Source organism: Jiella avicenniae (assembly GCF_021390325.1).
Taxonomy (GTDB): Bacteria; Pseudomonadota; Alphaproteobacteria; order Rhizobiales; family Rhizobiaceae; genus Jiella; species Jiella avicenniae.
The window spans coordinates 113,846-138,581 of the sequence record NZ_JAJUWU010000020.1 but is presented as its reverse complement, the minus strand read 5'-3'; the positions used below and the strand labels follow the sequence as shown (position 1 = coordinate 138,581).

Annotated in this window: 26 protein-coding genes and 1 tRNA gene; 3 read left to right on the top strand and 24 right to left on the bottom strand. The window is 66.2% G+C overall.

Annotation, left to right across the window (positions count from 1 at the left end; genetic code table 11):
- Nucleotides 1-236 precede the first annotated feature (236 nt).
- The 23 genes from LZD57_RS19140 to LZD57_RS19030 form a co-directional block, all read right to left on the bottom strand.
- Nucleotides 237-524 (bottom strand): hypothetical protein, encoded by a 288-nt coding sequence (locus tag LZD57_RS19140; RefSeq protein WP_233721181.1) that lies wholly within the window; start codon nucleotides 522-524, stop codon nucleotides 237-239.
- Between the two features lie 33 nt (nucleotides 525-557).
- Nucleotides 558-824 carry a DUF1467 family protein gene (locus tag LZD57_RS19135; protein ID WP_233721180.1) on the bottom strand — a complete coding sequence of 89 codons (267 nt, stop codon included), beginning with the start codon at nucleotides 822-824 and terminating at the stop codon, nucleotides 558-560.
- Between the two features lie 193 nt (nucleotides 825-1,017).
- Nucleotides 1,018-1,422 carry a methylmalonyl-CoA epimerase gene (mce, locus tag LZD57_RS19130; RefSeq protein WP_233721179.1) on the bottom strand — a complete coding sequence of 135 codons (405 nt, stop codon included), beginning with the start codon at nucleotides 1,420-1,422 and terminating at the stop codon, nucleotides 1,018-1,020.
- 91 nt (nucleotides 1,423-1,513) lie between these two features.
- Nucleotides 1,514-3,187 (bottom strand): ribonuclease J, encoded by a 1,674-nt coding sequence (locus LZD57_RS19125; protein WP_233721178.1) that lies wholly within the window; start codon nucleotides 3,185-3,187, stop codon nucleotides 1,514-1,516.
- On the bottom strand, nucleotides 3,187-4,032 hold the full coding sequence (locus tag LZD57_RS19120) for a biotin--[acetyl-CoA-carboxylase] ligase (RefSeq protein ID WP_233721177.1): 846 nt from the start codon (nucleotides 4,030-4,032) through the stop codon (nucleotides 3,187-3,189). Before LZD57_RS19120 ends, LZD57_RS19125 begins: the two co-directional genes overlap by 1 nt.
- Nucleotides 4,033-4,034: 2 nt before the next feature.
- On the bottom strand, nucleotides 4,035-5,477 hold the full coding sequence (nuoN, locus tag LZD57_RS19115) for an NADH-quinone oxidoreductase subunit NuoN (protein WP_233721176.1): 1,443 nt from the start codon (nucleotides 5,475-5,477) through the stop codon (nucleotides 4,035-4,037).
- Nucleotides 5,478-5,590: 113 nt separating this feature from the next.
- Complete coding sequence (locus tag LZD57_RS19110; RefSeq protein ID WP_233721175.1) at nucleotides 5,591-7,105, bottom strand: NADH-quinone oxidoreductase subunit M; 1,515 nt, start codon at nucleotides 7,103-7,105, stop codon at nucleotides 5,591-5,593.
- A complete protein-coding gene (nuoL, locus tag LZD57_RS19105) occupies nucleotides 7,105-9,120 on the bottom strand; it encodes an NADH-quinone oxidoreductase subunit L (protein WP_233721174.1) in 2,016 nt (671 codons plus the stop codon). The genes LZD57_RS19110 and nuoL overlap by 1 nt, the downstream gene beginning before the upstream one ends.
- Nucleotides 9,121-9,126: 6 nt before the next feature.
- The gene (nuoK, locus tag LZD57_RS19100) at nucleotides 9,127-9,435 is read right to left on the bottom strand and encodes an NADH-quinone oxidoreductase subunit NuoK (RefSeq protein ID WP_134760481.1); all 309 of its coding nucleotides are present in this window, start codon (nucleotides 9,433-9,435) and stop codon (nucleotides 9,127-9,129) included.
- A gap of 20 nt (nucleotides 9,436-9,455) precedes the next feature.
- Complete coding sequence (locus LZD57_RS19095; RefSeq protein WP_233721173.1) at nucleotides 9,456-10,073, bottom strand: NADH-quinone oxidoreductase subunit J; 618 nt, start codon at nucleotides 10,071-10,073, stop codon at nucleotides 9,456-9,458.
- 97 nt (nucleotides 10,074-10,170) lie between these two features.
- On the bottom strand, nucleotides 10,171-10,662 hold the full coding sequence (nuoI, locus tag LZD57_RS19090; protein ID WP_233721172.1) for an NADH-quinone oxidoreductase subunit NuoI: 492 nt from the start codon (nucleotides 10,660-10,662) through the stop codon (nucleotides 10,171-10,173).
- 24 nt (nucleotides 10,663-10,686) lie between these two features.
- Nucleotides 10,687-10,899 carry a hypothetical protein gene (locus tag LZD57_RS19085; RefSeq protein WP_233721171.1) on the bottom strand — a complete coding sequence of 71 codons (213 nt, stop codon included), beginning with the start codon at nucleotides 10,897-10,899 and terminating at the stop codon, nucleotides 10,687-10,689.
- Complete coding sequence (gene nuoH, locus LZD57_RS19080) at nucleotides 10,896-11,951, bottom strand: NADH-quinone oxidoreductase subunit NuoH (protein ID WP_233721170.1); 1,056 nt, start codon at nucleotides 11,949-11,951, stop codon at nucleotides 10,896-10,898. The genes LZD57_RS19085 and nuoH overlap by 4 nt, the downstream gene beginning before the upstream one ends.
- A 12-nt stretch (nucleotides 11,952-11,963) precedes the next feature.
- Nucleotides 11,964-14,039, bottom strand: coding sequence for an NADH-quinone oxidoreductase subunit NuoG (nuoG, locus tag LZD57_RS19075; RefSeq protein ID WP_233721169.1), 2,076 nt, complete (start codon nucleotides 14,037-14,039; stop codon nucleotides 11,964-11,966).
- A gap of 2 nt (nucleotides 14,040-14,041) precedes the next feature.
- Entirely contained in the window at nucleotides 14,042-14,293 is a 252-nt protein-coding gene (locus tag LZD57_RS19070) for a hypothetical protein (RefSeq protein ID WP_233721168.1), read from the bottom strand.
- Between the two features lie 11 nt (nucleotides 14,294-14,304).
- A complete protein-coding gene (gene nuoF / locus LZD57_RS19065) occupies nucleotides 14,305-15,609 on the bottom strand; it encodes an NADH-quinone oxidoreductase subunit NuoF (RefSeq protein ID WP_233721167.1) in 1,305 nt (434 codons plus the stop codon).
- Entirely contained in the window at nucleotides 15,609-17,078 is a 1,470-nt protein-coding gene (gene nuoE / locus LZD57_RS19060) for an NADH-quinone oxidoreductase subunit NuoE (protein ID WP_233721166.1), read from the bottom strand. The genes nuoF and nuoE overlap by 1 nt, the downstream gene beginning before the upstream one ends.
- Nucleotides 17,079-17,203: 125 nt before the next feature.
- Complete coding sequence (locus LZD57_RS19055) at nucleotides 17,204-17,734, bottom strand: Uma2 family endonuclease (protein ID WP_233721165.1); 531 nt, start codon at nucleotides 17,732-17,734, stop codon at nucleotides 17,204-17,206.
- A 67-nt stretch (nucleotides 17,735-17,801) separates the two neighbouring features.
- Complete coding sequence (locus LZD57_RS19050; RefSeq protein WP_233721164.1) at nucleotides 17,802-18,992, bottom strand: NADH-quinone oxidoreductase subunit D; 1,191 nt, start codon at nucleotides 18,990-18,992, stop codon at nucleotides 17,802-17,804.
- The gene (locus LZD57_RS19045; protein ID WP_233721163.1) at nucleotides 18,985-19,422 is read right to left on the bottom strand and encodes a GFA family protein; all 438 of its coding nucleotides are present in this window, start codon (nucleotides 19,420-19,422) and stop codon (nucleotides 18,985-18,987) included. Before LZD57_RS19045 ends, LZD57_RS19050 begins: the two co-directional genes overlap by 8 nt.
- Nucleotides 19,423-19,437: 15 nt before the next feature.
- Nucleotides 19,438-20,046 carry an NADH-quinone oxidoreductase subunit C gene (locus tag LZD57_RS19040; protein WP_233721162.1) on the bottom strand — a complete coding sequence of 203 codons (609 nt, stop codon included), beginning with the start codon at nucleotides 20,044-20,046 and terminating at the stop codon, nucleotides 19,438-19,440.
- Between the two features lie 12 nt (nucleotides 20,047-20,058).
- Nucleotides 20,059-20,652, bottom strand: a complete 594-nt coding sequence (locus tag LZD57_RS19035; RefSeq protein WP_233721161.1) for a NuoB/complex I 20 kDa subunit family protein — start codon at nucleotides 20,650-20,652, stop codon at nucleotides 20,059-20,061.
- Entirely contained in the window at nucleotides 20,643-21,008 is a 366-nt protein-coding gene (locus LZD57_RS19030; RefSeq protein ID WP_163465049.1) for an NADH-quinone oxidoreductase subunit A, read from the bottom strand. The genes LZD57_RS19035 and LZD57_RS19030 overlap by 10 nt, the downstream gene beginning before the upstream one ends.
- A gap of 306 nt (nucleotides 21,009-21,314) precedes the next feature.
- Between LZD57_RS19030 and LZD57_RS19025 the strand changes: the two genes are divergently transcribed.
- On the top strand, nucleotides 21,315-21,629 hold the full coding sequence (locus LZD57_RS19025; RefSeq protein WP_233721160.1) for a hypothetical protein: 315 nt from the start codon (nucleotides 21,315-21,317) through the stop codon (nucleotides 21,627-21,629).
- 177 nt (nucleotides 21,630-21,806) lie between these two features.
- On the opposite strand, the gene LZD57_RS19020 is transcribed toward LZD57_RS19025, so the two are convergent.
- A tRNA-Asp gene (locus LZD57_RS19020) sits at nucleotides 21,807-21,883 on the bottom strand.
- A 500-nt stretch (nucleotides 21,884-22,383) separates the two neighbouring features.
- Here LZD57_RS19020 and LZD57_RS19015 point away from each other — a divergent pair.
- Nucleotides 22,384-23,601, top strand: coding sequence for an aminotransferase (locus LZD57_RS19015; protein WP_233721159.1), 1,218 nt, complete (start codon nucleotides 22,384-22,386; stop codon nucleotides 23,599-23,601).
- Nucleotides 23,594-24,646 (top strand): agmatinase, encoded by a 1,053-nt coding sequence (gene speB, locus LZD57_RS19010; RefSeq protein WP_233721158.1) that lies wholly within the window; start codon nucleotides 23,594-23,596, stop codon nucleotides 24,644-24,646. The genes LZD57_RS19015 and speB overlap by 8 nt, the downstream gene beginning before the upstream one ends.
- Nucleotides 24,647-24,736: the final 90 nt, after the last annotated feature.

Here is a 24,736-nt window from a genome sequence, read left to right as displayed (position 1 = left end):
TCGGCGACCGACCCTCGCGGGCGCCACCACGGCGGCGTCGGCGGCGGGGCGGCGCATACGATCTCCGGGACGGAACATGAGGCACCACACCGCCGGCACGGCGTTGCCCCCGCCTCGACGCGGCCGAGAGCGCAAGGCCGGTGCTGCGAGGGGCCGAGGTCCGCGATCCCCGCAACGTGCACGGACGATCAAGCGCAGATCGCAATCGTCATCACTTTCGATCACAATTGAAAAATTCACGTGACAAGTCCGATGGCCGCAGGTAACGTCCCGCTGCATAAAAAACGCGCCGTCAGCGGCGCGAAATCAAGCGGTCTAGTCTCGGGAGGACGTGATTTCCGGCGCGGTTCATCAGCCGCAGCCCCGGCGAAGTCCGGTGTGAAATCCAGGCGCGCGAATTGAAATGCAAGGCGGAAGCCTTGCATTTTTTTTGTGCAAAATTTGGCGGCGCGACCTTTTTCGCCAGACTCCGGCGGCCGGCCGACTGGGCGCCACGCGGCGCAATCGGCGAAGATCGATGCCACCCATCCGGCGCTCGGCGGTGATTTCCAGCGGGATCAGGTCCCGGGAATGACATGCGGCAGATCGTCGGGTCCGAGACCCCAGACCTGTGTCACCAGATAGAAGACGGCGAAGGCCGCCGTCGCCAGGATGGTGGTCAGGAGCACCTTGAAGCCCATCCGGGCGTTGACCGGCGCGCTGTCGGCAGTGCCGAGAGCCCGCTCCCCGGCCTCGTGCTGCGACTGGTTGCCGATCGGCAGGACCACGAAGAGCGTCGTCCACCAGATGATGAAATAGATCGCCAGAGCCGAAACGATTCCCATCGATGCCTCCCTCGCCGACGGCCGCTCCATATCACCGGAGCGCGTCGGGTGCTTTTCGTCGTCCGCCCCTCGTAACGATGGGATGCGGAGATTTGAAGATGGCGAAGGCGGCCCGATCGCCACAGGTCGGAAAGGGCCGATCGTCCGGCTTCGATTGCCAGTCATGGCTGGCGGATTGGCCGCGCGATGCGTCTCAGACCTGTTCGAGTTCCGTCAGGGTGCCGTGAACGTCGCCGGGATGAAGGAACAGCACCGGCTTGCCATGGGCGCCGATCTTCGGCTCGCCGTCGCCGAGCACCCTCGCCCCGGATGCGACCAGACGATCGCGTGCGGCGGCGATGTCGTCCACCTCGTAGCAGAGATGATGCATCCCGCCTTTCGGGTTCTTGGCCAGGAAGGCTGCGAGGGGCGAGTTTTCCCCCAGCGGTTCGAGAAGCTCGATCTTGGTGTTTTCCAGTTCCACGAAGACCACGGTCACACCGTGATCCGGCAGCGGCTGGGGCGCCGACACCCGCGCCCCCAGCATCGCGCGATAGGTCGCGGTGGCGGCTTCGAGATCGGGCACCGCCAGGGCGACGTGATTGAGACGCTGCAGCATCGAAGAACCTCCCCATTTTTCCGGCGCCGCCGGGGCGAGGCGCGCCGAGGATTGCCTCACGACCTCAGCGTTCAGGCGGACCGCGCCGAACTCACGGCTTCGAGACGAACACCGTGACGATCGGCTTCTTGCCCCATGCATCGGCCGCCGCGAAGCGGACCGAGCGGCGAACCGCCTCGCGCACCGTCTCCACGTCGCCACGGCGCTTCGGCGGAATGCTCTCGAAGGCGTCGACCGCCGCGTCGATGAGGATGTCCTCCATCGTGTCGCCCTCCTCGTCCTCCTTCGGCAGGCCGAGGACGACGACGTCGGGATCGTCGCGCAAGGCGAGCTTCGCGGTCATCTCGACATGGACGGCGACATGGCCGACGAAGGACAGGCGCCGGCGCTCGACGATGCCCATCTCCTCGGGCGTTCCGATCAGCCGCCCGTCCTTGTAGAGCCGCCCGACCGGGACCTCGTCGATCACCATGGCCGGCCCGGGCGCGAGCTGCACCATCGCCCCGTTGCGCACGGACAGCACCGTCTTGACGCCGGCCTCCCGCGCCAGCTTCTCGTGCGCGACGAGATGGGCGGCCTCGCCATGGGCCGGAATCGCGATCTGCGGCCGCACCCAGTCGTACATCTGCCTCATCTCGTGGCGCCGCGGATGGCCCGAGACGTGAACGAGGGTCTCGCCATCTTCCAGGACGGTGATGCCCCGGTCGATCAGCGCGTTCTTGATCTCGATGATGCCCTTCTCGTTGCCCGGAATCGAGCGGGACGAAAAGATCACCATGTCGCCCTTCGACAGGCTGACGGCCGGATGCTCGTCACGCGACAGGCGGGCGAGCGCGGCACGCGGCTCGCCCTGGCTGCCGGTGAGGATGATCACCGCCTTCTCGCGCGGGATGTAGCCGAAGTCCTGTTCGGTCAGAAACGGCGGCAGGCCTTCCAGATAGCCGAGCTCGTCGGAGACCTCGACGACGCGGCGCATCGACCGGCCCATCAGAAGTGCCTGGCGGCCTGCATCGCGCGCGGCCTCCGCGACCGCGCGGATGCGGCCGACATTGGACGAAAAGGTGGTGATGGCGACGCGGCCGGGCGCCTCGGCGATGACCTTGGCGAGCGAGGCCGAGACCTCGCGCTCGGACGGGCTGATGCCGTCGCGCATGGCGTTGGTGGAATCGGCGATCATCGCCAGGACCCCCTCCTCGCCGATCGCCCTCAGACGCGCCTCGTCGGTGGGCGCGCCGAGCACCGGCGTCGCGTCGATTTTCCAGTCGCCGGTGTGGAGCACCGTGCCCGCCGGTGTGCGGATGGCCAGCGCCACGGGCTCGGGGATCGAGTGGGTGACGTTGACCGCTTCGATCTCGAAAGCACCGATCCGGAACCGGTCGCCGGCCTTGAACACCGTCACGGGGATGTCCGGCGCACCCGGCTCGCCCTCGCGCTTGGCCGCCAGGAGGGATGCGGTGAAGGCCGTGGCGTAGACCGGGGCCTTCAGCCGCGGCCAGAGATCGAGGAGTGCGCCGTAGTGATCCTCATGGGCATGGGTGATCACGATGCCCTTCAGCGCGAGACGCTGCTCCTTGATGAAGCGGATGTCCGGCAGAACGAGATCGACGCCCGGCATCTCCGGGCCGGCAAAGGAAACGCCGCAATCGACGACGATCCACTCGCGCGCCTCTTCCGGACCGAAGCCGTAGAGGGCGAAATTCATGCCGATCTCGCCGACGCCGCCCAGGGGGCAAAACACCAGCTCGCCGCTTTTATCGTTGTTCATCAAACGTTTGCCTTCAAATTCTTCACCGACGCGACAGCGCCGAAATGTACGTCTCCCGCCGCAACCTTCGTCATATGCCCATTCGCCTCGCGGATGACGAGATGGCAGTCGGCATCGATGGTCTCGAAGACCCCGCGCACGATCCTGCCACCCGTATCGACGGCGATGTCGGACCCCAGCCCGGCAGCCGAGCCGAGCCATTTGTCGCGCACCGCCGCGAGATCGTCGCCGCCTCGCCAGAGCCGGAGATTGTCGACGAATGCGTCGGAGAGCGCGAAGAAGAGGTCGGCTGCCGAGCAAGCGACGCCTAGGGCTGCCAGATCCGTCGCCGGATAGGGCGTCTCGCGCGGATGGTCGACGACGTTGACGCCGATGCCGATCGCGACTGCGAGGTCGCCCGTGCCGGCACCGGAGGTTTCGAGCAGAATTCCCGAGAGTTTCGCCCCGTCGCCGAGAACGTCGTTCGGCCACTTCAGCGCGAAGCGTCCGCCGCCGGCGAGGTTCCCCCCATCGGGAGCGATGGCGAAGCGGCTGCGGGGCATCACCGCCTCGAGGGCATCGTGAAGCGCCAGCGCGGCGACGAAGCCGAGCGATGCGGCCCTGGCGAGTTCCACCTTCGGCCTGAGAAGCAGCGTCGCGGCGAGGTTGCCGGGACGCCCCTCCCAGGGCCTGCCGCGTCGACCGCGCCCGCCGGTCTGATGACCCGTCACGAGCCAGAGCTTTCCGGGGTCACCCTCCGCCGCGCGTTGGAGCGCCAGCGCGTTGGTCGATCCGATCTCGGGAAAGGATTCGAGGCGGAAACCGTCGCCGAGCGCCGTAGGAGAGAGGTTGAATCCCGGTGCCACCGTCAGAAGAAGGTCTTGGCCGCAGCCTCGGCCGCCGCGAAGACCGGCCCGCCGACGAAGATGTAGAGCGGGAAGACGATCAGCCCGGTGACCCAGAGGACGGCACGCAGTTCGATCGCCATCGGCACGAAGGCCTCGGCCGGCTCGTCGAACCACATCACCTTCACGAGGCGCAGATAGTAGTAGAGGCCGACGACGGAAGCGAGGACGCCGATGATCGCCAGCGGCCAGAGACCGGCCTGCACCGCCGCCATGAAGACGAAGTACTTGGCGATGAAGCCGGCGAGCGGCGGCAGGCCGGCGAGCGACAGCATCATCACCGACAGGAACACCGCCATCACCGGGTTGGTCTGCGACAGGCCGGCGAGGTCGTCGATCTCCTCGACCATGCCGTCGCGGCGGCGCATGGCGAGGATGACGGCGAAGGTGCCGAGCGTCATCACCAGATAGATGGTCATGTAGAGGATGACGCCGCGCACGCCCTCGACGCTCGCCGGGGCGAGGCCGACCAGCGCGTAGCCCATATGGGCGATCGAGGAGTAGGCCATCAGCCGCTTGATGTTGTGCTGGCCGATCGCCGCGAAGGCGCCGAACACCATGGACGCGATGGAGATGAAGACGATCACCTGCTGCCACTGATCCGAAAGCGGCTCGAAGCCCTGGACGGTGAAGCGGGTCAGCAGCGCCATGGCCGCAACCTTCGGCGCGCCGGCGAGAAAGGCGGTGATCGGCGTCGGCGCGCCCTCGTAGACGTCCGGCGTCCACATGTGGAACGGCACGGCCGAGATCTTGAAGGCGAGGCCCGCGAGGACGAAGACGATGCCGACGACGAGGCCGAGAGAGCTGCCGCTTTCGGCGGCGACGCGGGCGATCTCGGTGAATGCAATGTGGCCGGTGAAGCCGTAGACCATCGACGCGCCGTAGAGCAGCATGCCCGAGGACAGCGCGCCGAGGACGAAGTATTTCAGGCCCGCTTCGGTCGAACGGACGCTGTCGCGGTTGATGGCGGCGAGCACGTAGATCGCCAGCGACTGCAGTTCGAGGCCGAGATAGAGCGCGATCATGTCGCCGGCGGAAACCATCATCATCATGCCGGCGGTCGACAGGAGCACCAGCACCGGAAACTCGAAGCGGTTGAAGCGCTCGCTCTCGGCAAAGCCGACCGACATCACCACCGCGGCGGCCGAGCCGACGAGGACGAGGATCTTCATGAAGCGGGCGAAGGGATCGAGCACGAAGGAGCCGCCGAAGGCGATGCCGAGCGGGGTGATCAGGATCAGCCAGAGCGCCGCGATGATGATCACCGCGACCGACAGGCCGGTGACCGTCTGCGAGCTCTTCTCACCCATGAAGACGCCGATCATCAGAAGGATCATCGCACCGACCGAGAGGATCAGTTCCGGTGCGGCGATCGAAAGGCTGCTCGTCAGCATATCGGGCATCATGGGCGGTTGGCCTCAAAGCTTGGACTTGGCGCGCCCGGCGGGCAGTCTGGCCCGCCCGCCGGCGTCGGTCGTAAATTTGGCCGGCGGGGCGACCGGAGCCGCCCCGCCGTCGATCAATGCAGCGCCGCGACGCCGCCGGATGCGGCCGCGTCGAGGGCCGCGGTGTAGCCGTTGACGAGGCTCTCGACCGAGGCCGCCGTCACGTCGAAGACCGGCATCGGATAGACGCCGAAGAAGATCACCAGCACGATCAGCGGATAGAGCAGCAGCTTCTCGCGGCCGGACAGATCGAGGATCGAGCGCAGGCTCTCCTTCTCCAGCGCACCGAAGATGACCCGGCGATAGAGCCACAGCGCATAGCCCGCGGAGAGGATGACGCCCGTCGTGGCGAAGATCGCCACCCAGCTGTTCACCTGGAAGACGCCGAGGAGCGTCAGGAACTCGCCGACGAAGCCCGAGGTGCCCGGCAGGCCGACATTCGCCATGGTGAAGATCAGCATCACCGCCGCATAGTGCGGCATCCGGTTGACGAGGCCGCCATAGGCCGCGATCTCGCGGGTGTGCATGCGGTCGTAGACGACGCCGACGCAGAGGAACAGCGCGCCGGAGACGAGGCCGTGGGAGAGCATCTGGAAGATCGCGCCCTGCACGCCCTGCTCGTTGGCGGCGAAGATGCCCATGGTCACGAAGCCCATGTGGGCGACGGAGGAATAGGCGATCAGCTTCTTGATGTCCTCCTGCATCAGCGCGACCAGCGACGTGTAGATGATCGCGACGACCGACAGGGTGAAGACGAAGGGCGCGAAGTCGGCCGAGGCGAGCGGGAACATCGGCAGCGAGAAGCGCAGGAAGCCGTAGCCGCCGAGCTTCAGGAGGATGCCGGCGAGGATCACCGAACCCGCCGTCGGCGCCTCGACGTGGGCGTCGGGCAGCCAGGTGTGGACCGGCCACATCGGCATCTTCACCGCGAAGGAAGCGAAGAAGGCGAGCCACAGCCAGGTCTGCATTCCGGCCGGGAACGGGTGCTGGAGCAGGTCCGGGATCGAGGTGGTGCCGGCGTTCCAGTACATCGCCATGATGGCGATCAGCATCAGCACCGAGCCGAGGAAAGTGTAGAGGAAGAACTTGTAGCTCGCATAGATGCGGCGCTTGCCGCCCCACACGCCGATGATCAGGAACATCGGGATCAGGCCGCCCTCGAAGAAGATGTAGAAGAGGACGAGATCGAGCGAGCAGAAGACGCCGACGACGAGCGTTTCCAGCACGAGGAAGGCGATCATGTAGTCCTTCACCCGCATCTTGACGCTCTCGAAGCTCGCCAGGATGCAGAGGGGCATCAGGAACGTCGTCAGGATGACGAACAGCATCGAGATGCCGTCGACGCCCATGTGGTAGGTGATGGAGCCGCCGATCCACTCGGACCGTTCGACCATCTGGAAGCCCGGATCGGAGGCATCGAAGTCGATCCACACCCACAGCGACACGATGAAGGTGAAGACCGTCGTCAGCAGCGCGACGTTGCGCACGTTGCGCCGGGCGAGCTCGTTGTCGTCCTTGATGAACAGGATGAGCAGCGCCCCGACGAGAGGCAGGAACGTGACTGTCGAAAGGATCGGCCAGTCGGTCATCAGCTTGCTCCCCCGAGCATGATCCAGGTGACCAGCGCGGCAACGCCGATCAGCATTGCGAAGGCATAGTGGTAGAGATAGCCGCTCTGCAGGCGGACCACCCGGCCGGTGACGTCCATGACGCGCGCCGACACGCCGTCGGGGCCGAAGCCGTCGATGACCTTGCCGTCACCGGTCTTCCAGAGGAAGCGGCCGAGCCGCTGGGCGGGCTGGACGAACAGGAATTCGTAGAGTTCGTCGAAGTACCATTTGTTGAGCAGGAACAGATAGAGGCCGCGATTGCGCTCCGCCGTCTGCTTCGCGAGGCTCGGCCTGGCGATGTAGAAGAAATACGCGGTCACGAAGCCGACGACCATGCAGATGGTCGGCAGGAACGCGATCCAGAACGAGATCTCGTGCATGTCGTGGAGCACGTGGTTCTCGCTGCCGGTGAACAGGGCGGCGTGCCAGAACTCGCCATAGCCCTCGCCGATGAAGGCGCCCTCGAACAGGATACCGGCAAACAGCGCGCCCGCGGCGAGGACGAACAGCGGCACCAGCATGACCCAGGGCGACTCGTGGACGTGATGCATCACGTCGGCGGAAGCGCGCGGCTTGCCGTGGAAGGTCAGGAAGATCAGCCGCCAGGAGTAGAAGCTGGTCAGCGCCGCGGCGATCACCGTCAGTCCCCAGCCGTAGAGGGCGAAGGAATTGTGGCCGACGAAGGCCGCCTCGATGATGGCGTCCTTGGAGAAGTAGCCGGCGGTGAAGGGGAAGCCGGTCAGCGCCAGCGTACCGATGACCATCATCCAGTAGGTCTTCGGGATATGGGTCCTGAGGCCGCCCATGCGGCGCATGTCCTGCTCGTCGGAAACGGCGTGGATGACCGAACCGGCGCCGAGGAACAGCAGCGCCTTGAAGAAGGCGTGGGTGAAGAGATGGAAGATCGCCGGGCCGTAGGCGCCGACGCCGAGCGCGACGAACATATAGCCGAGCTGCGAACAGGTCGAATAGGCGATGACGCGCTTGATGTCGTTCTGGACGAGACCGATCGTGGCCGCAAAGAACGCGGTCGTGGCGCCGATGAAGGTGACGAAGGTCAGCGCCGAGGGGCTGAGCTCGAAGAGCGGCGACATCCGCGCCAGCATGAAGACGCCGGCGGTCACCATGGTGGCGGCGTGAATGAGCGCCGAAACCGGGGTGGGGCCTTCCATCGCGTCCGGCAGCCAGGTGTGCAGACCGAGCTGCGCGGATTTGCCCATGGCGCCCATGAAGAGAAGCAGGCAGACGACGGTCAGCGCGCTGCCCATGGTGAGCGCGTAGCCGGCGAAGCTCATCACGACGTCGCCGGCCCCGTGGGCGGCGGCTTGCGAGCCCGCCGCGGCGGCTTCGTGGCCCGCCCCGTTGCCGAGCGTCGCCGCGACGTCGGCGGCTCCGGCGAAGATGGTGTCGAAGTTCACCGAACCGAACAGCGCGAAGACGCCGAAGATGCCGAGGGCGAAGCCGAAGTCGCCGACGCGGTTGACGATGAACGCCTTCATCGCCGCCGCGTTGGCGGAAGGCTTCTTGTACCAGAAACCGATCAGCAGATAGGAGGCGAGACCGACGCCCTCCCAGCCGAAGAACATCTGGACGAGATTGTTCGACGTCACCAGCATCAGCATGGCGAAGGTGAACAGCGAGAGATAGGCGAAGAAGCGCGGCCGATGCGGATCGTGGTGCATGTAGCCGATCGAATAGACGTGCACCAGGCAGGAAACGGTGTTGACGACGACCAGCATCACCAGGGTCAGCCGGTCGATGCGGAGCGACCAGGCGACGTCGAGCGTACCCGACTGCATCCAGTGGAGAAGCGGCACCCGGAGCGTCTCGCCCTCGCCGAAGCCGAAGGAGATGAAGGCGATCCAGGAGAGGATCGCGGCCACCACCATGAAGCCCGACAAGGTGTATTCGCAAGCCTTCGCGCCGATCGACTTGCCGAACAGCCCGGCGATCAGGAAGCCCGCGAGCGGCAGGAGGACGATGATCGTGTACACCGCGGATCAGCCTTTCATCGTGTTGACGTCGTCGACGGCGATCGAGCCGCGATTGCGGAAGAAGACGACCAGGATGGCGAGGCCGATGGCGGCCTCTGCCGCCGCCACGGTCAGGATGAAGAGCGCGAAGACCTGACCGACGAGATCGCCGAGGAAGGCCGAGAAGGCCACCATGTTGATGTTCACCGCGAGCAGGATCAACTCCACCGACATCAGGATGGTGATGATGTTCTTGCGGTTCATGAAGATGCCGAAGACCCCCGTGACGAAGAGGATCGCGGCGACTGTCAGGTAATGGCCGAGACCGATTTCCATGGCTTTACGTTCCTTGTCCCTCAGATGCCCCGGCCGCTCTCGACCTTGCGGATCTCGATGGCGGTGGCCGGCGTCCGGCCCACCTGGGCGGGAATGGACTGGCGCTTGAGGCCTTGCTTGTGGCGGAGCGTGAGGACGATCGCGCCGACCATCGCGACGAAGAGGATGAGGCCGGCGAGCTGGAAGAACAGGATGTAGCGGGTATAGAGCACGCTCCCGAGCGCCCCGATGTTCGACATCTCGTAGAGCGGCTGCATCGGCAGCGCCGTCGATTCGGCGAGTTCGGGCTGATAGACGCTGCCGGTTCCCGCGACGACCAGCTCGGCCAGGAGGACGAGGCCGATGATCAGGCCGAAGGGCGCGTATTTCAGCGCCCCCTTCTTGGCCTGGGCGAGATCGAGATCCAGCATCATGACGACGAAGAGGAAGAGGATCGCCACGGCGCCGACATAAACGACGATGAGGATCAGTGCCAGGAACTCGGCACCCGCCAGGAGGAACAGCCCCGCCGCGGCGACGAAGGTCAGGATGAGGAACAGGACCGAGTGGACCGGGTTTCGCGCGAAGACGACCATCAGCGCGCCGCCGACGGCGATGAAGGCGAAGATGTAGAAAAAGAATGCCTGAAGGCCGAGCATTCTCGGGCTCCCCTCATGTTCCGGTCCGCGGCAGATGCCGCCTCGTTCAGTCTATCTGCCCGACTCTCGGACGGCCCGTTTCCGGACGGCCGACCGATTAGCGGTAGGGCGCGTCGAGCGCAATGTTGCGTGCAAGCTCCCGCTCCCAGCGATCGCCGTTCGCAAGGAGCTTCGCCTTGTCGTAGTAGAGTTCTTCCCGCGTCTCGGTGGCGAACTCGAAGTTCGGTCCCTCGACGATCGCGTCCACCGGGCAGGCTTCCTGGCAGAAGCCGCAATAGATGCACTTCACCATGTCGATGTCGTAGCGGATCGTCCGACGGGTCCCGTCGTTACGGCGGGGGCCGGCCTCGATGGTGATCGCCTGGGCCGGGCAGATCGCCTCGCAGAGCTTGCAGGCGATGCAGCGCTCCTGGCCGTTCGGATAGCGGCGCAGCGCGTGCTCGCCCCGGAAGCGCGGCGACACCGGCCCCTTCTCGAACGGATAGTTCACCGTCGCCTTGGGCTTGAAGAAGTAGCGCATCGACAGTGCGAACGCCTTCGCGAACTCCATCAGGAACAGCGAGCGGACGGTCTGGGCAATCTGGGACATGAGCTCTGCCCTTTCTTTTTCTTCTCAGGCGGCGAAGGTCTGGCCGACGAACCAGCCCAACACCGGAAACAGTACCAGTTGCGAGATCCGCGCGACGTTCAGGGCCGTCTTCGCCCCGAGCCGTTCCGACGGCCGCTCCCGCGCCATCCGCTCCATCACGGCGCCGATGACGAAGTAGTCGGCAACGCCGATGACGAGACCGAGGAGAGCCCCGATGATCGCCGGATCGATCGTCATGCGGCGACGCTGGCCCAGCCGGTAAGCTGGAGAACGAAAGCGACGATGACGACCATCGCCAGCGACAGCGGCAGGAACACCTTCCAGCCGAGGCGCATCAGCTGATCGTAGCGGTAGCGCGGCACGAAGGCCTTCACCATGGCGAACATGAAGAACACCAGCGCGACCTTGGCCAGGAACCAGATGACGCCCGGGACCCAGGTGAAGGGCACGAAGTTGAACGGCGGCAGCCAGCCGCCCAGGAACAGGATGGTGGTCAGGCAGCACATCAGCGTGATGGCGGCATATTCGCCGAGCATGAACATCATGTACGGGGTCGAGCCGTATTCGACCATGAAGCCCGCCACGAGTTCGGATTCGGCTTCCGGCAGGTCGAAGGGCGGCCGGTTCGTCTCGGCGAGCGCCGAGATGAAGAACACGATGAACATCGGGAAGAGGCTCAGCCAATGCCAGTCGAGGAAAGTGTTCGGCAGGCCGACCATGGTGCCGACCCCGGCCGACTGGGCGATGACGATGTCGGTGAGGTTGAGCGAGCCGACGCAGAGCAGCACGGTGACGATGACGAAGCCGATCGAGACCTCGTAGGACACCATCTGCGCCGCCGAGCGCAGCGCCCCGAGAAAGGCGTATTTCGAGTTCGACGCCCAGCCGCCCATGATCACGCCATAGACCTCGAGCGAGGAGATGGCGAAGACGTAGAGAATGCCGATGTTGATGTTGGCGATCACCCAGCCGTTCGAAACCGGGACCACGGCGAAGGTGGCGAGCGCCAGCGTCACGGCGACCAGCGGCGCGAGCAGGAACACCACCTTGTCCGAGCTCGCCGGGACGACCGGCTCCTTCAGCATGAACTTCAACAGATCGGCGAAGGACTGGAAAAGGCCGAAGGGCCCCACCACGTTCGGCCCGCGCCGCAGTTGCACCGCCGCCCAGATCTTGCGGTCGGCGAGCAGGATGTAGGCGATCAGGACGAGCAGAACGACGAGAAACAGGACGCTCTGGGCGAGAATGATCAGCCCCGGCCAGACATAGATGGAGAAGAAGTCCGTCACGTTCGCCCGTCCTTATTCCGCTGCTTGAAGTTTTTCGCCGGCGGCGAGCCGCGAGCACTCGGCCATGACCTTCGAGGCCCGGGCGATCGGATTGGTCAGATAGAAGTCGCCGAGCTTCGAGCCGAGATGGGCCGCACCAAGGGTGCCCGCCCGATCCGCCAGCGCCAGAATGCCGTCGTGGCCGGCCGGCTCGACGCGGTCGCTGCGCATCCACGGATGCGCCTGATACAGCTCACGCTGCAGCGCGGCAAGCGAGTCGAAGGGCAGCGTCCGGCCGAGAACGGCAGACAGAGCCCGGACGATCGCCCAGTCCTCGCGGGCATCGCCGGGAGGGAACGCGGCTCTGGAGGCGACCTGCGCCCTCCCCTCGAGATTGACGAAGGTGCCGTCCTTCTCCGTATAGGCCGCACCCGGCAGGATGACGTCCGCCCGGTGAGCGCCGCGATCGCCGTGGGTTCCGACATAGACGACGAACGGCCCGGCGGCGATGTCGACCTCGTCGGCGCCGAGATTGAACAGGACGTCGACGCCGCCGGACGCCATTTCGGCGAAGGTCTTGCCGCCCTCGCCCGGCGTGAAGCCGACGTCGAGCCCGCCGACGCGCGAGGCCGCCGTGTGGAGGACGTTGAAGCCGTTCCAGCCGTCTGCGAAGGCGCCGATCTCGCGGGCGAGCGCCGCGGCGGCGGAGAGGATGCCGGCGCCGTTCTCGCCGGTTAGCGCGCCGGAGCCGACGATGATCATCGGCCGGGCGGCGTTCTTCAGCGCGTCGAAGAAGCCCTGGCTCGCCTTGGCGACGTCCGAGAGCGTGTCCGTGCCGGCGCCGAGATAGGTGTAGTCGTAGCGCAGATTGGCGTTCTCGCCGATGACGCCGATCGGGAAGCCGCCGAGCCGCCAGCGCTTGCGGATGCGGGCGTTGAGGACCGCCGCCTCGAAGCGGGGATTGGCACCGACGATCAGCAGCGCGTCGGCATCCTCGATGCCGGCGATGGTGGTGTTGAAGAGGTAGCTGTCGCGGCCGGCGGCCGGGTCGAGCATGACGCCGTCCTGGCGGCAGTCGAGCGAGGTCGCGCCGAGGCCGGCCATAAGCTGCTTCAGCGCGTACATCTCCTCGACGGCGGCGAGATCGCCGGCGACGGCGCCGATCCTCTCGGGCGCGGTCTGGTCGACCTTCGCCTTGATGGCGGCAAAGGCCTCCTGCCAGCTCGCCGGCTGCAGCCTGCCGTCGCGGCGCACATAGGGCTTGTCGAGGCGCTGGGTGCGCAGGCCGTCCCAGACGAAGCGGGTCTTGTCGGAGATCCACTCCTCGTTCACAGCCTCGTTCACGCGCGGCAGGATGCGCAGAACCTCGCGGCCGCGGGTGTCGACGCGGATCGCCGAGCCGACGGCGTCCATCACGTCGATCGATTCGGTCTTGGTCAGCTCCCACGGACGCGCCTGGAAGGCATAAGGCCGCGAGGTCAGCGCACCGACCGGGCAGAGGTCGATGACGTTGCCCTGCAACTCGGAGGTCATCGCCTGTTCGAGGAAGGTGGTGATCTCGGCGTCCTCGCCTCGGCCGACGAGGCCGAGCTCGGAAATGCCGGCGACTTCCGTCGTGAAGCGGACGCAGCGCGTGCAGTGGATGCAGCGCGTCATGATCGTCTTGACCAGCGGGCCGATATATTTGTCCTCGACGGCGCGCTTGTTCTCCCGGTAGCGGGAGGAGTCGACGCCGTAGGCCATGGCCTGGTCCTGCAGGTCGCACTCGCCGCCCTGGTCGCAGATCGGGCAATCGAGCGGATGGTTGATCAGCAGGAATTCCATCACGCCCTCGCGGGCCTTCTTCACCATCGGCGTGTTGGTGAACATTTCCGGCAACTGGCCTTCCGGCCCCGGGCGAAGGTCACGCACGCCCATGGCGCAGGACGCCACCGGCTTCGGCGGCCCGCCCTTCACCTCGATCAGGCACATGCGGCAATTGCCGGCGATCGACAGGCGCTCGTGGAAACAGAACCGCGGGATCTCGGCGCCGGCCTCCTCGCACGCCTGGAGCAGCGTGTAGTGATCCGGAACCTCGATCTCGTTGCCGTCGACTTTCAGCTTCGTCATGATCAGGCTTTCTCTTCCAGCCGGGAGACGCGCTCTTCCAGCGTCTTCAACCGCTCCGCCACGGTGTCGTGACGGACATTGGCGTGCACCGCGGCGCCGGCGACGGTGTAGAGCGTCTCGTGGACTTCCTCGAGCCGCTGGTCGATGTGGTCGAGGCGCTCACCGTGCTTTGCCAGTGTGGCCTTGACGTCTCCGACATCCGTCCGGATTTCCCGAAGCAGCTGCAGCACCAGATTGTCCGGCTCGTCCGCCATCGCTCCCGCTCCTACTCCGCCGCCTCGAGCACCGGCCGCACCTCGTGGGCGTTGTGCGAATATTCGTCGATGCGTCGCTCGATCTCCGCACGGAAGTGGCGGACGAGGCCCTGGATCGGCCAGGCCGCCGCATCCCCGAGGGCGCAGATCGTGTGGCCCTCGACCTGCTTGGTGACGTCGAGCAGCATGTCGATCTCGCGCTTCTGGGCGTGGCCGGTGGCCATCCGCTCCATGACGCGCCACATCCAGCCGGTGCCCTCGCGGCAGGGCGTGCACTGGCCGCAACTCTCGTGCTTGTAGAAATAGGAGATGCGGGCGATCGCCTTCACGATGTCGGTGGACTTGTCCATGACGATGACGGCGGCGGTGCCGAGCGAGGTCTTGATCTCGCGCAGCCCGTCGAAATCCATCGGCGCGTCGACGATGTCGGCGCCCGGCACCAGCGGCACCGAGGAGCCGCCGGGGATCACCGCGAGAAGGTTGTCCCAGCCGCCGCGAATGCCGCCGCAGTGCTTCTCGATCAGCTCGCGGAAGGAGATGCCCATCGCCTCCTCGACGGTGCACGGCCGCTCGACATGACCCGAGACGCAGAAGAGCTTGGTGCCGGTGTTGTTCTGGCGGCCGATGCCGGCGAACCAGGAGCCGCCGCGGCGCAGAATGGTCGGCGCGACGGCGATCGACTCGACGTTGTTGACGGTCGTCGGGCAGCCGTAGAGGCCGACATTCGCCGGGAACGGCGGCTTCAGCCGCGGCTGGCCCTTCTTGCCCTCGAGGCTTTCGAGCAGCGCGGTTTCCTCGCCGCAGATGTAGGCGCCGGCACCGTGATGGACGACGATGTCATAGTCCCAGCCGCACTTGTTGTCCTTGCCGAGATAGCCCTGCTCGTAGCACTCGTCGATCGCCCGCTGCAGCGCCTGACGCTCGCGGACATATTCACCGCGCACGTAGATGTAGCAGGTGTGCGCCAGCATCGAGAAACCGGCGATGATGCAGCCCTCGATCAGCGTGAACGGATCGTTGCGCATGATCTCCCGGTCCTTGCAGGTCCCGGGTTCGGATTCGTCGGCATTGATGACGAGGTAATGCGGCCGCTCGCCGACTTCCTTCGGCATGAAGGACCATTTGAGACCGGTCGGGAAGCCCGCGCCGCCACGCCCGCGAAGGCCGGAGGCCTTCATCTCGTTGATGATCCAGTCGCGGCCCTTGCCGATGATGTCGGCCGTGCCGTCGAAATGGCCACGCTTGAGCGCAGCCTTCAGGCTCTTGTCGCGCAGGCCGTAGATGTTGGTGAAGATCCGGTCCTTGTCCTGAAGCATCACGCCTCTCCTTCACCCTCGCCGGGCCTTGCGGCCGACCCGGACCGCATACCCCTCGCCTGCTCGATCCACTGTTCGCGAACGGCCCGGCCGCGGAAATTCAGATAGTCGTCGATCCAGATCAGCTCGGTCTCGCGCCACTCGGCGATCTGCCAGAAATGATAGACGCCGAGGTCGTTGAGCTTGCCCTCGATCACCGGGCCGATGCCACGAATCTGCTTCAGATCGTCCTTTTCGCCTCGCGGCGCGTCGAGCAGGTCGGCCGGCTTGTCACCCGGCCGCCGTTCCGGCGTTGCCTCTTCGGCTTCGCTCTCGAAATGATCGGCATGGCCGGGGCCGGTCCTCACGTCGGACGTTTCGGTCCGCTCACCTTCCGTGAGATCGCCTTCGCGCCGACCGGTCAGAACCTCGGTCGGCGTCTCGCCTTCGCCGAGCCGCGACGGCTGCCCGCCGCCGGCATCGTCGAGATGCTTCCCGGACGGGATCACCGCATCCTCGGCGGCCGCCTCGGCGCGGCGGAAATTCCCGCTCGTCTTGGTGTCGACCTCGTCGGGAACGTTGCCTTCCTCGGCGTCGGTCGAACCCTGGCGCGTGCCGCCTTCCTGTCCGGCACCGGGCTTGTGGCCCTCGGCGGCCAGTTCGTCGCTCTCGCGGTCTTCGACGCTTTCGTCCACCTTGGCGTCCGTGGCGGCGCCGGGGGTCGGAAGCGTCGGGTCGGTCTGCTCGGACTCCGTGTCCGGACGGCCGGCCTCCGAAGGCGGCGTCGAGACCGATCGCCCGGCGCCCTCGCCCTGCGGCGCGGAGCCGTTGGCCGGTCCGTGCGCGCCCTCCCGCTTCTGCTCGGCGGCCAGATCGTCGTAGTCCCCGGTCAGCGAGGTCAGGCCGCCGAGCGGCGCCGACAGGTGGCGCCCGTTCTGTGGGCCGGGATTCACCTCGTCACGGCGCCCCGCCTCGAAGAGGTCGATGATCTCCTCCAGCCGCTCGGGAGTCAGATCCTCGTAGGTATCCTCGAAGATCATCACCATCGGCGCGTTGACGCAGGCACCGAGGCACTCCACCTCTTCCCACGACAGCGTTCCGGCCTCGTTGCGATGGAACTGCTCGGAATGGATCTTCTTGCGGCAGACGGACTTCAGATCCTCGGCGCCCCGCAGCATGCAGGGCGTCGTCCCGCAGACCTGAACGTGAGCTTTGGTGCCGACCGGATTGAGCTGGAACTGCGTATAGAACGTCGCGACTTCGAGAACGCGGATCAGCGGCATGTCGAGCATCTCGGCGACATGCTCGATCGCCGCCTTGGTCACCCAGCCGTCCTGATCCTGCGCCCGCATGAGCAGCGGGATGACGGCGGACTGCTGTCGACCTTCGGGATACTTTCTGATCGTCGCTTCAGCCCAAGCGGCGTTCTCTTCGCTAAACGCGAAGCCGGCTGGTTGCACGGCCTCTTCCGCGAGACGTCTGACAGACATCGGACCTCGATCTTAGAGCGCTTCAACACGCGATGTTGCGGCGCGTTCTATCACAAGACGGACAAAAGGCCAGTGGCCGATGACCGCAGTTGAAGATTGGCTCCCATGCCGGAAAAGGCGGGGGTTCAGCCGGCGAAAAGCGCCTCGACGGCGACGGTGATACCGGGTGGCGTGAGGTCGATCCGCGCATCCTTGCCGAGAATGCGGCTGACGATCTCGCCCGGCGTCGAGGAGCGAAACTGGTGAAGCACCCTCCCCTCGGCCGGAAACAGGACGAGGTAGTGTTCGACCGATTCCAGCGAGAAGTAGTCGAGCGTCTTCTTGATCTCGGGGCGCTGCGGAGATGCGACCTCGACCACGACCACCGGGTTGTCGGCGAGGAGCGCGTTCGGGTCGTAGGTCCCGCAGTGAATCAGCGCGTCGGGCTCGCGCAGGGTCGTTTCGTCGATGCGGACGCTGACGCCGTCGATGAAGGCGTGGCAGTCGCTTTTGCCGGCGCTGCGAAGAGCACCGCGCAACGCCAGCCAGACGTTGGCCTTCGTCTCGGCGTGGATGATCCGCTCGGACTGCATTCGCGACAACCTGCCGTCGACCAGTTCGTAGCGCTCGCCCTCCGGCAGGTCCTGCGACCAGACCAGAAATTCGTCAACGCTCATCAGGGCCGTCGGCAGGGCTCGGGTGTTCATCTTTCCAACCTGACACTTCGTCGGGTCGGCCGCAACGTCAGCGGTCGACCTCGCCGAAGACGATGTCGAGCGTGCCGAGAATGGCCGAAACGTCCGCCAGCAGGTGGCCCTTGCACAGGCCGTCCATTGCCTGGAGATGGGCAAATCCCGGCGCCCGGATCTTGCAGCGATACGGCTTGTTCGTTCCATCCGACACGACATAGACGCCGAATTCGCCCTTCGGCGCCTCGACCGCGGCGTAGACCTCGCCTTCCGGCAGGTGGAAGCCCTCGGTGTAGAGTTTGAAGTGGTGGATGAGGGCTTCCATCGACCGCTTCATCTGGCCCCGCTTGGGCGGCACCAGCTTGCCGTCGGTCGCGGCGACGGGACCCTGCCCGTCCGCGCTCGAGAGCTTTTCCACGCATTGCTTCATGATCCGGGCGGCTTCGCGCATCTCGACCATGCGGATCAGGTAGCGGTCGTAGCAGTCGCCGTTCTTGCCGACGGGAATGTCGAATTCCATTTCGTCGTAGCACTCGTAGGGCTGCGACTTGCGCAGGTCCCACGCGGCGCCCGAACCGCGGACCATGACGCCGGAAAAGCCCAATGCCCACACGTCTTCCAGCGGGACGACGCCGATGTCGACGTTGCGCTGCTTGAAGATGCGATTGTCGGTGAGAAGCTCCTCGAGATCGTCGCAGACCTTGAGGAACGGATCGCACCACGCCCCGATGTCGTCGACGAGCGCCTGCGGAATGTCCTGATGGACGCCGCCCGGCCGGAAATAGGCGGCATGGAGACGCGAGCCCGATGCGCGCTCGTAGAACACCATCAGCTTCTCGCGCTCCTCGAACCCCCACAGAGGCGGCGTCAGGGCGCCGACGTCCATCGCCTGCGTGGTGACGTTCAGAAGGTGCGACAGAATCCGGCCGATCTCGCTGTACAGCACCCGGATCAACTGGGCGCGCCGCGGCACGGTCACCCCCGCCAGCCGCTCGATCGCGAGGCAGAAGGAATGCTCCTGGTTCATCGGCGCGACGTAGTCGAGTCGGTCGAAATAGGGGATCGCCTGGAGATAGGTCTTGTGCTCGATCAGCTTTTCGGTGCCGCGGTGGAGCAGGCCGATATGCGGATCCACCCGCTCGACGATCTCGCCGTCGAGTTCCAGCACGAGGCGCAGAACGCCATGCGCGGCGGGGTGCTGCGGACCGAAGTTGATGTTGAAGTTGCGGACGTCGATCTCAGCCATTCGGCTTGTCCTCTTCGGAGGAGAACTGCGCGAGGAACTCCGCCCCGGTCATCGACTTCGTCTCGTTGGCGAAGGCATACCAGTCGGGCTTGGAGTCGATGAAGATCTGTTTCGTCAGCACCGCCTCGCTCAGATCGTCGAAAGCCATCGCCGAGATGGCGTAATGCGCCGCGTCCTTGGAGCGCCAGAACAGCGTCGAGCCGCAGGCCGTGCAAAAGCCCCGTTCGCCCCAGCCGGACGACTCGTAGATGCCGAGAAGATCGGTCCCCGCGAGGACGACGTTCTCCGAGGCCTCGACCGCCATGAACGGCCCGCCGGCCCAGCGCCGGCAAATGTCGCAGTGGCAGGCGCCGACTTCCTGGTTTTCGATGTCGGCATCGATGCGGACGCCGCCGCAAAGGCACTTGGCCTGGAGTTGCTTGCCAGCCATGGGGCTCTCCGCTCTTTACTGTCGCTTCGCCTTCTCGTCGCCCGGCAGCACGTATTCGGTGCCTTCCCACGGCGACAGGAAGTCGAAGTTGCGAAACTCCTGTCTGAGTTCCACGGGCTCGTAGACCACCTGCTTCTTTTCCTCGTCGTAATGGACTTCGACGAAGCCTGTCAGCGGGAAATCCTTGCGCATCGGGTGGCCCTCGAAACCGTAGTCCGTCAGGATGCGGCGGAGATCCGGATGGCCGGTGAACAGGATGCCGTAGAAGTCGTAGGCCTCGCGCTCGAACCAGTCGGCGGCGGGAAAGACTTCGGAGACCGAGGGAACCGGATCGTCCTCGGCGGTGCGGACCTTGACGCGGATGCGCTGGTTCTGCCGGGGCGACAGCAGATGGTAGACCACCTCGAAGCGTTTGACCCGCCCGGGATAGTCGACGCCGCAAATGTCGATCAGATTGACGAACTGGGTCTGCGGATCGTCGCGCAGGACGGTCATGACCCGGACGATGTCCTGAGGTGCGACGACGATGGTCAGCTCGCCGAAGCGATGCTCGCTGGAATCGAGCCTCTCGCCGAGGGCCTCGGCCAGATAGTCGGCCATGTCGGTGGTGGCGAATTCACGCATGACGCGGCCTTCCTACCGTTCGATCGTGCCGGTGCGGCGGATCTTCTTCTGCAGGAGAAGAATGCCGTAGAGCAGCGCCTCGGCGCTCGGCGGGCAGCCCGGCACGTAGATGTCGACCGGCACGACGCGGTCGCAGCCGCGCACCACCGAATAGGAATAGTGATAATAGCCGCCGCCATTGGCGCAGGAGCCCATGGAGATGACGTAGCGCGGCTCCGGCATCTGGTCGTAGACCTTGCGCAGCGCCGGCGCCATCTTGTTGGTCAGCGTTCCCGCGACGATCATCACGTCCGACTGACGCGGGCTGGCGCGCGGCGCGAAGCCGAATCGCTCGACGTCGTAGCGCGGCATCGAGACCTGCATCATCTCGACCGCGCAGCAGGCGAGGCCGAAGGTCATCCACATGAGCGAGCCGGTGCGCGCCCACTGGATCAGTTCGTCGGTCGAGGTGACGAGGAAGCCCTTGTCGGCCAGCTCCTCGTTGACCTCGGTGACGAACGGATCCTGCCGCTGCGCGATGGGCAGGCCCGGCGCGGCTGCGGCCGCACCCGTCCCCGCCTCGGGGGCGAACGAAGCGAACGGCTTGTCGCCGATGATCAGTCCCATTCCAGTGCGCCTTTCTTCCATTCGTAGACGAAGCCGACCGTCAGGACGCCGAGAAACACCATCATCGACCAGAAGCCGAACCAGCCGAGGGTTCCGAAACTCGCCGCCCAGGGAAACAGGAAGGCGACCTCGAGGTCGAAGATGATGAACAGGATCGACACCAGGTAGAAGCGCACGTCGAACTTCATGCGGGAATCGTCGAAGGCGTCGAAGCCGCATTCGTAAGCCGAGAGCTTCTCGTCGTCCGGCGCCTTGAAGGCGACGAGGAACGGCGTGACGAGAAGCGCCAGGCCGATGACCAGCGCGACGCCGACGAAGATCACGATCGGCAGATAGGATGCGAGGAGTGCGCTCATCGGACCATTTCATCCCCGGTGACGGTCGAGGCGGCGGACGAGACGTCCGCGCCGCAAGGATCGGCGGCCGGAGGGCGAACCGCCATGCCGCATTGCGGCGAGGGTTATCCCCTTCTTAGAATGTGTGCAAGGCGTTCTCTGGCGCAAGGATCTGAGAGCAATCGGTTTTATCCAGCCCGGCCGATGATTTGCGATGACCGCCAGACGTTTACGCCCCGTTTGCGAGGCTTGCCAGTCGCGGCCGATCGCCGCAAGATCACCTCCCTCCCGGCCACGGGTGCCGGGCGACGCACGGGAGACGATCCGATGGCGGATTCGGCGAGAGGCGGGTGGCTGCCGATGGCGACGGCGCGGCGAGACGGCGAGCGCATCCTGGTCACGGTGCGTGGCGGCGAACAGGGACCGGCGGAGGTCGACACCGTGCGCTACCAGACCGTCCGCGGATCGGCCGAGCGCGGCTGGGTGGCGACGGATACCGGGCACGACCTGCTGGTCACCTATGACGAGGACGAACTCGTCGCCTGGATGCCCTGGCCGCAGCCGACGGCGCATTCTCCCGCCCTCGATCTCCCCGCCCCGGCCGACATGGCGGACTTCGAGGATTCGGGGTCGGGAATCTGAGCGCCGGAGGCCCGGGAGCATCCTCGCGCACGCCGCCGCGACATGGAGTGCACACCATGAAGTGCGCGCGGAGCGGTCGACGGGCAAGATCGAGGCCGGGTGCGATCCGCCGCATTCGCGAATGGCGGCTTGCGGCCGGTATCGCCCGATCTGATTTGCGGAAATCGAGAGAAGAAATGGCGCGAGTGACGGGGCTCGAACCCGCGACCTCCGGCGTGACAGGCCGGCACTCTAACCGACTGAGCTACACCCGCGCTTCGCCGCTCGCCGCGGCTTGTGAGGCGGTCGTTTACGGAGAAGCGGGGGCGCTGTCAAGCGACATGGGCCAAACGTTTCGCGGCCGCCCCGCGAGCCGACACGAAAGCGTCACGAGCGGGCTCCGGAGGCGGTTTTCGCAGACTTCGAGACGACGGGCACGATCGAATCGCGTCGCCGGAGCCGCTTCGAATCGCACGTCTTTTCCGGTCGATCGTCGGCGCGGACCCGAATCTCTTCGACCGGCGAGGTGCTCGTCGCCCATCCCCTGCGCTGGAGCGCCGGTCGACGGGTCGGTCGGCATTCTGTTTTGCGGCGGCATCGTCTAAGAGGGCGCGCTGATGGAAAGCGGCGAGCGCACCGACGTCGGGACGAGATCGCCTCGACCCTGCCACCGCCGGCCCTGCCCGTTCGCCTCGATCCTGGCGGCCGTTCGGACTGCCCGGCGCCGAACGCCACCGACATTCGTCCGGGCAATGCCCGATGCAAAGGAGCGTCCATGACCCCGCCTCGGCCAAATCCACTGCTGACGGCCGTCTCCTCGCCGCCCATCGCGCAGGCCGACAAATGGACGGGCGCCTATGACGGGCGCCATGGCCCGCTGATCAACTGCAGCCAGGCGGTGCCGAACCATGCGCCGCCGGCAGCGTTCTCGGCGCGCCTCGCGGAGGCGGCGGGCAGCCCGGCCGCTGCGCGCTACGGAGAGATTCTCGGCGACGCGGCGCTTCGGGCGGCCTATGCCGGACACGTCTCGAAGATCTACGGGGCGCCGATCGAGGCCCGCCAGATCGCCATCACCGCGGGCTGCAACCAGGCCTTCTTCGCGGCGATGATCGCCGTCGCCGGCGCGGGCGACGCGGTCGTCCTGCCGACGCCCTGGTATTTCAACCACCAGATGACGCTGGACATGCTCGGCATCGAGAAGCGGGCGCTGGCGACGAAGGCCGAGAACGGCTTCCTGCCCGATCCGGAGGACTTCGAGGCGCTGATCGACGGGCGGACCCGGGCGCTGGTTCTCGTCAGCCCGAACAATCCGACCGGGGCCGTCTATCCGCCGACGCTGATCGCCGAGCTCTTCCGGGTCTGCGTGCGCCGCGGGCTCTATCTCGTGCTCGACGAGACCTACCGCGACTTTCTCCCGCCATCGGCCGGCACGCCGCACGCGCTCTTCGCCGATCCGCGCGCCGAGACCAATCTCGTGGGGCTGTACTCCTTCTCCAAGGCCTATGCGATCCCCGGTCACCGGCTCGGCGCGCTGATCGGCGGCGGGGCCATCGTCGGCGAAATCGAGAAGGTGGTCGACAACCTGCAGATCTGCGCCCCGCGCCCGCCCCAGGCGGCCCTGCCATGGGCGATCGACGCGCTCGCCGACTGGCGCACCGAGAACGCCGCCGCGATCGCTTCCCGGGCTCGCCTCTTCGCGGCGATGATCGGCGAAGTTCCCGGCTGGACGCTCGACCAGATCGGCGCCTATTTCGCCTATGTCCGCCATCCCTTCCCCGACCGCCCGGCCGCGACCGTGGCGGCCGAACTCGCCCGCGATTTCGGCATCCTCGCCCTGCCCGGCTCGTTCTTCGGGCCGGATCAGGACGGACATCTGCGGATCGCCTTCGCCAACGTGCCGGAGGACGGCATCCGGGAGGTCATGCGGCGGCTGGCGCTCGGCGGCGCGAGCGACCAGACAGCCCCCGCCAAGGAGGTTTCGACCGATGGATGACGACAAGCTCACCGCACTCCGCCAGCGCTTTGCCGGCGACAACGAGTGCAGGATCTACGACGAAGGCTTTGCCGCCGTCGCCGACCGCCTGTTCGATCCGAAGGGCACACGCGTCGCACCCTATGCGGGCCTGCCGACGCTGCTCGACGTCCCCTACCGGGCTGTCGACTGGAACGCGCCGGACTTCGGCGATCTCGCCGTGGCGATGATCGGCGTGCCGATGGATCTCGGCGTGACCAACCGCAACGGCTCGCGCTTCGGGCCGCGGGCGCTTCGGACGATCGAACGGGTCGGCCCCTACAACCACGTCCTCAAGACCATGCCGACCCACGAGATCGCCGTCGCCGACATCGGCGACGTGCCGTTCCGCTCCCGGTTCGATCTCGCGACTTCGCACGAGGACATCGAAAAGGCGGCAGCGGCGATCGCCGGAGCCGGCGTCCTGCCGCTGTTCGTCGGAGGCGACCACTCGATCACGCTGCCGATCCTGCGGGCGCTCGGCGCCGAACGGCCAGTGGGAATGATCCACATCGACGCCCATTGCGACACGTCGGGCCCGTTCGACGGCTGCAAGTTCCACCATGGCGGCCCGTTCCGTCAGGCCGTCCTCGACGGCGTGCTCGATCCCGAGCGCACCATCCAGATCGGCATCCGGGGCTCGTCGGAATATCTCTGGGAATTCTCCTACGAAACCGGGATGACGGTGATCCATGCCGAGGAGATTTCCGATCTCGGCGTCGCGGCCATCGTCGAAAGGGCCAAGGCCGTCGCGGGCGACGGGCCGGTGTATCTCTCCTTCGACATCGACAGCCTCGACCCGGCCTTCGCACCCGGCACCGGCACACCCGAGATCGGCGGGCTGACCAGCCGTGAGGCGCAGGCGATCCTGCGCTGCCTCGCCGGGGTGAATCTGATCGGCGGCGACGTCGTCGAGGTCGCCCCGCAATACGACGCGACGACCAACACCGCCCATGCCGGCGCGCAGATGCTGTTCGAACTGCTCAGCCTGGCGCGGCTGTCCCCGGCCCTTTCCAGGCTGCGGTGAACGCAAGCGCGGGTGCGGGGGGCCCAGGGCGATCGCTCGAAACTGTGGCCGGGCTGGCGATTGGCGTGATCTCCCCCCTTGCGGGGGAGA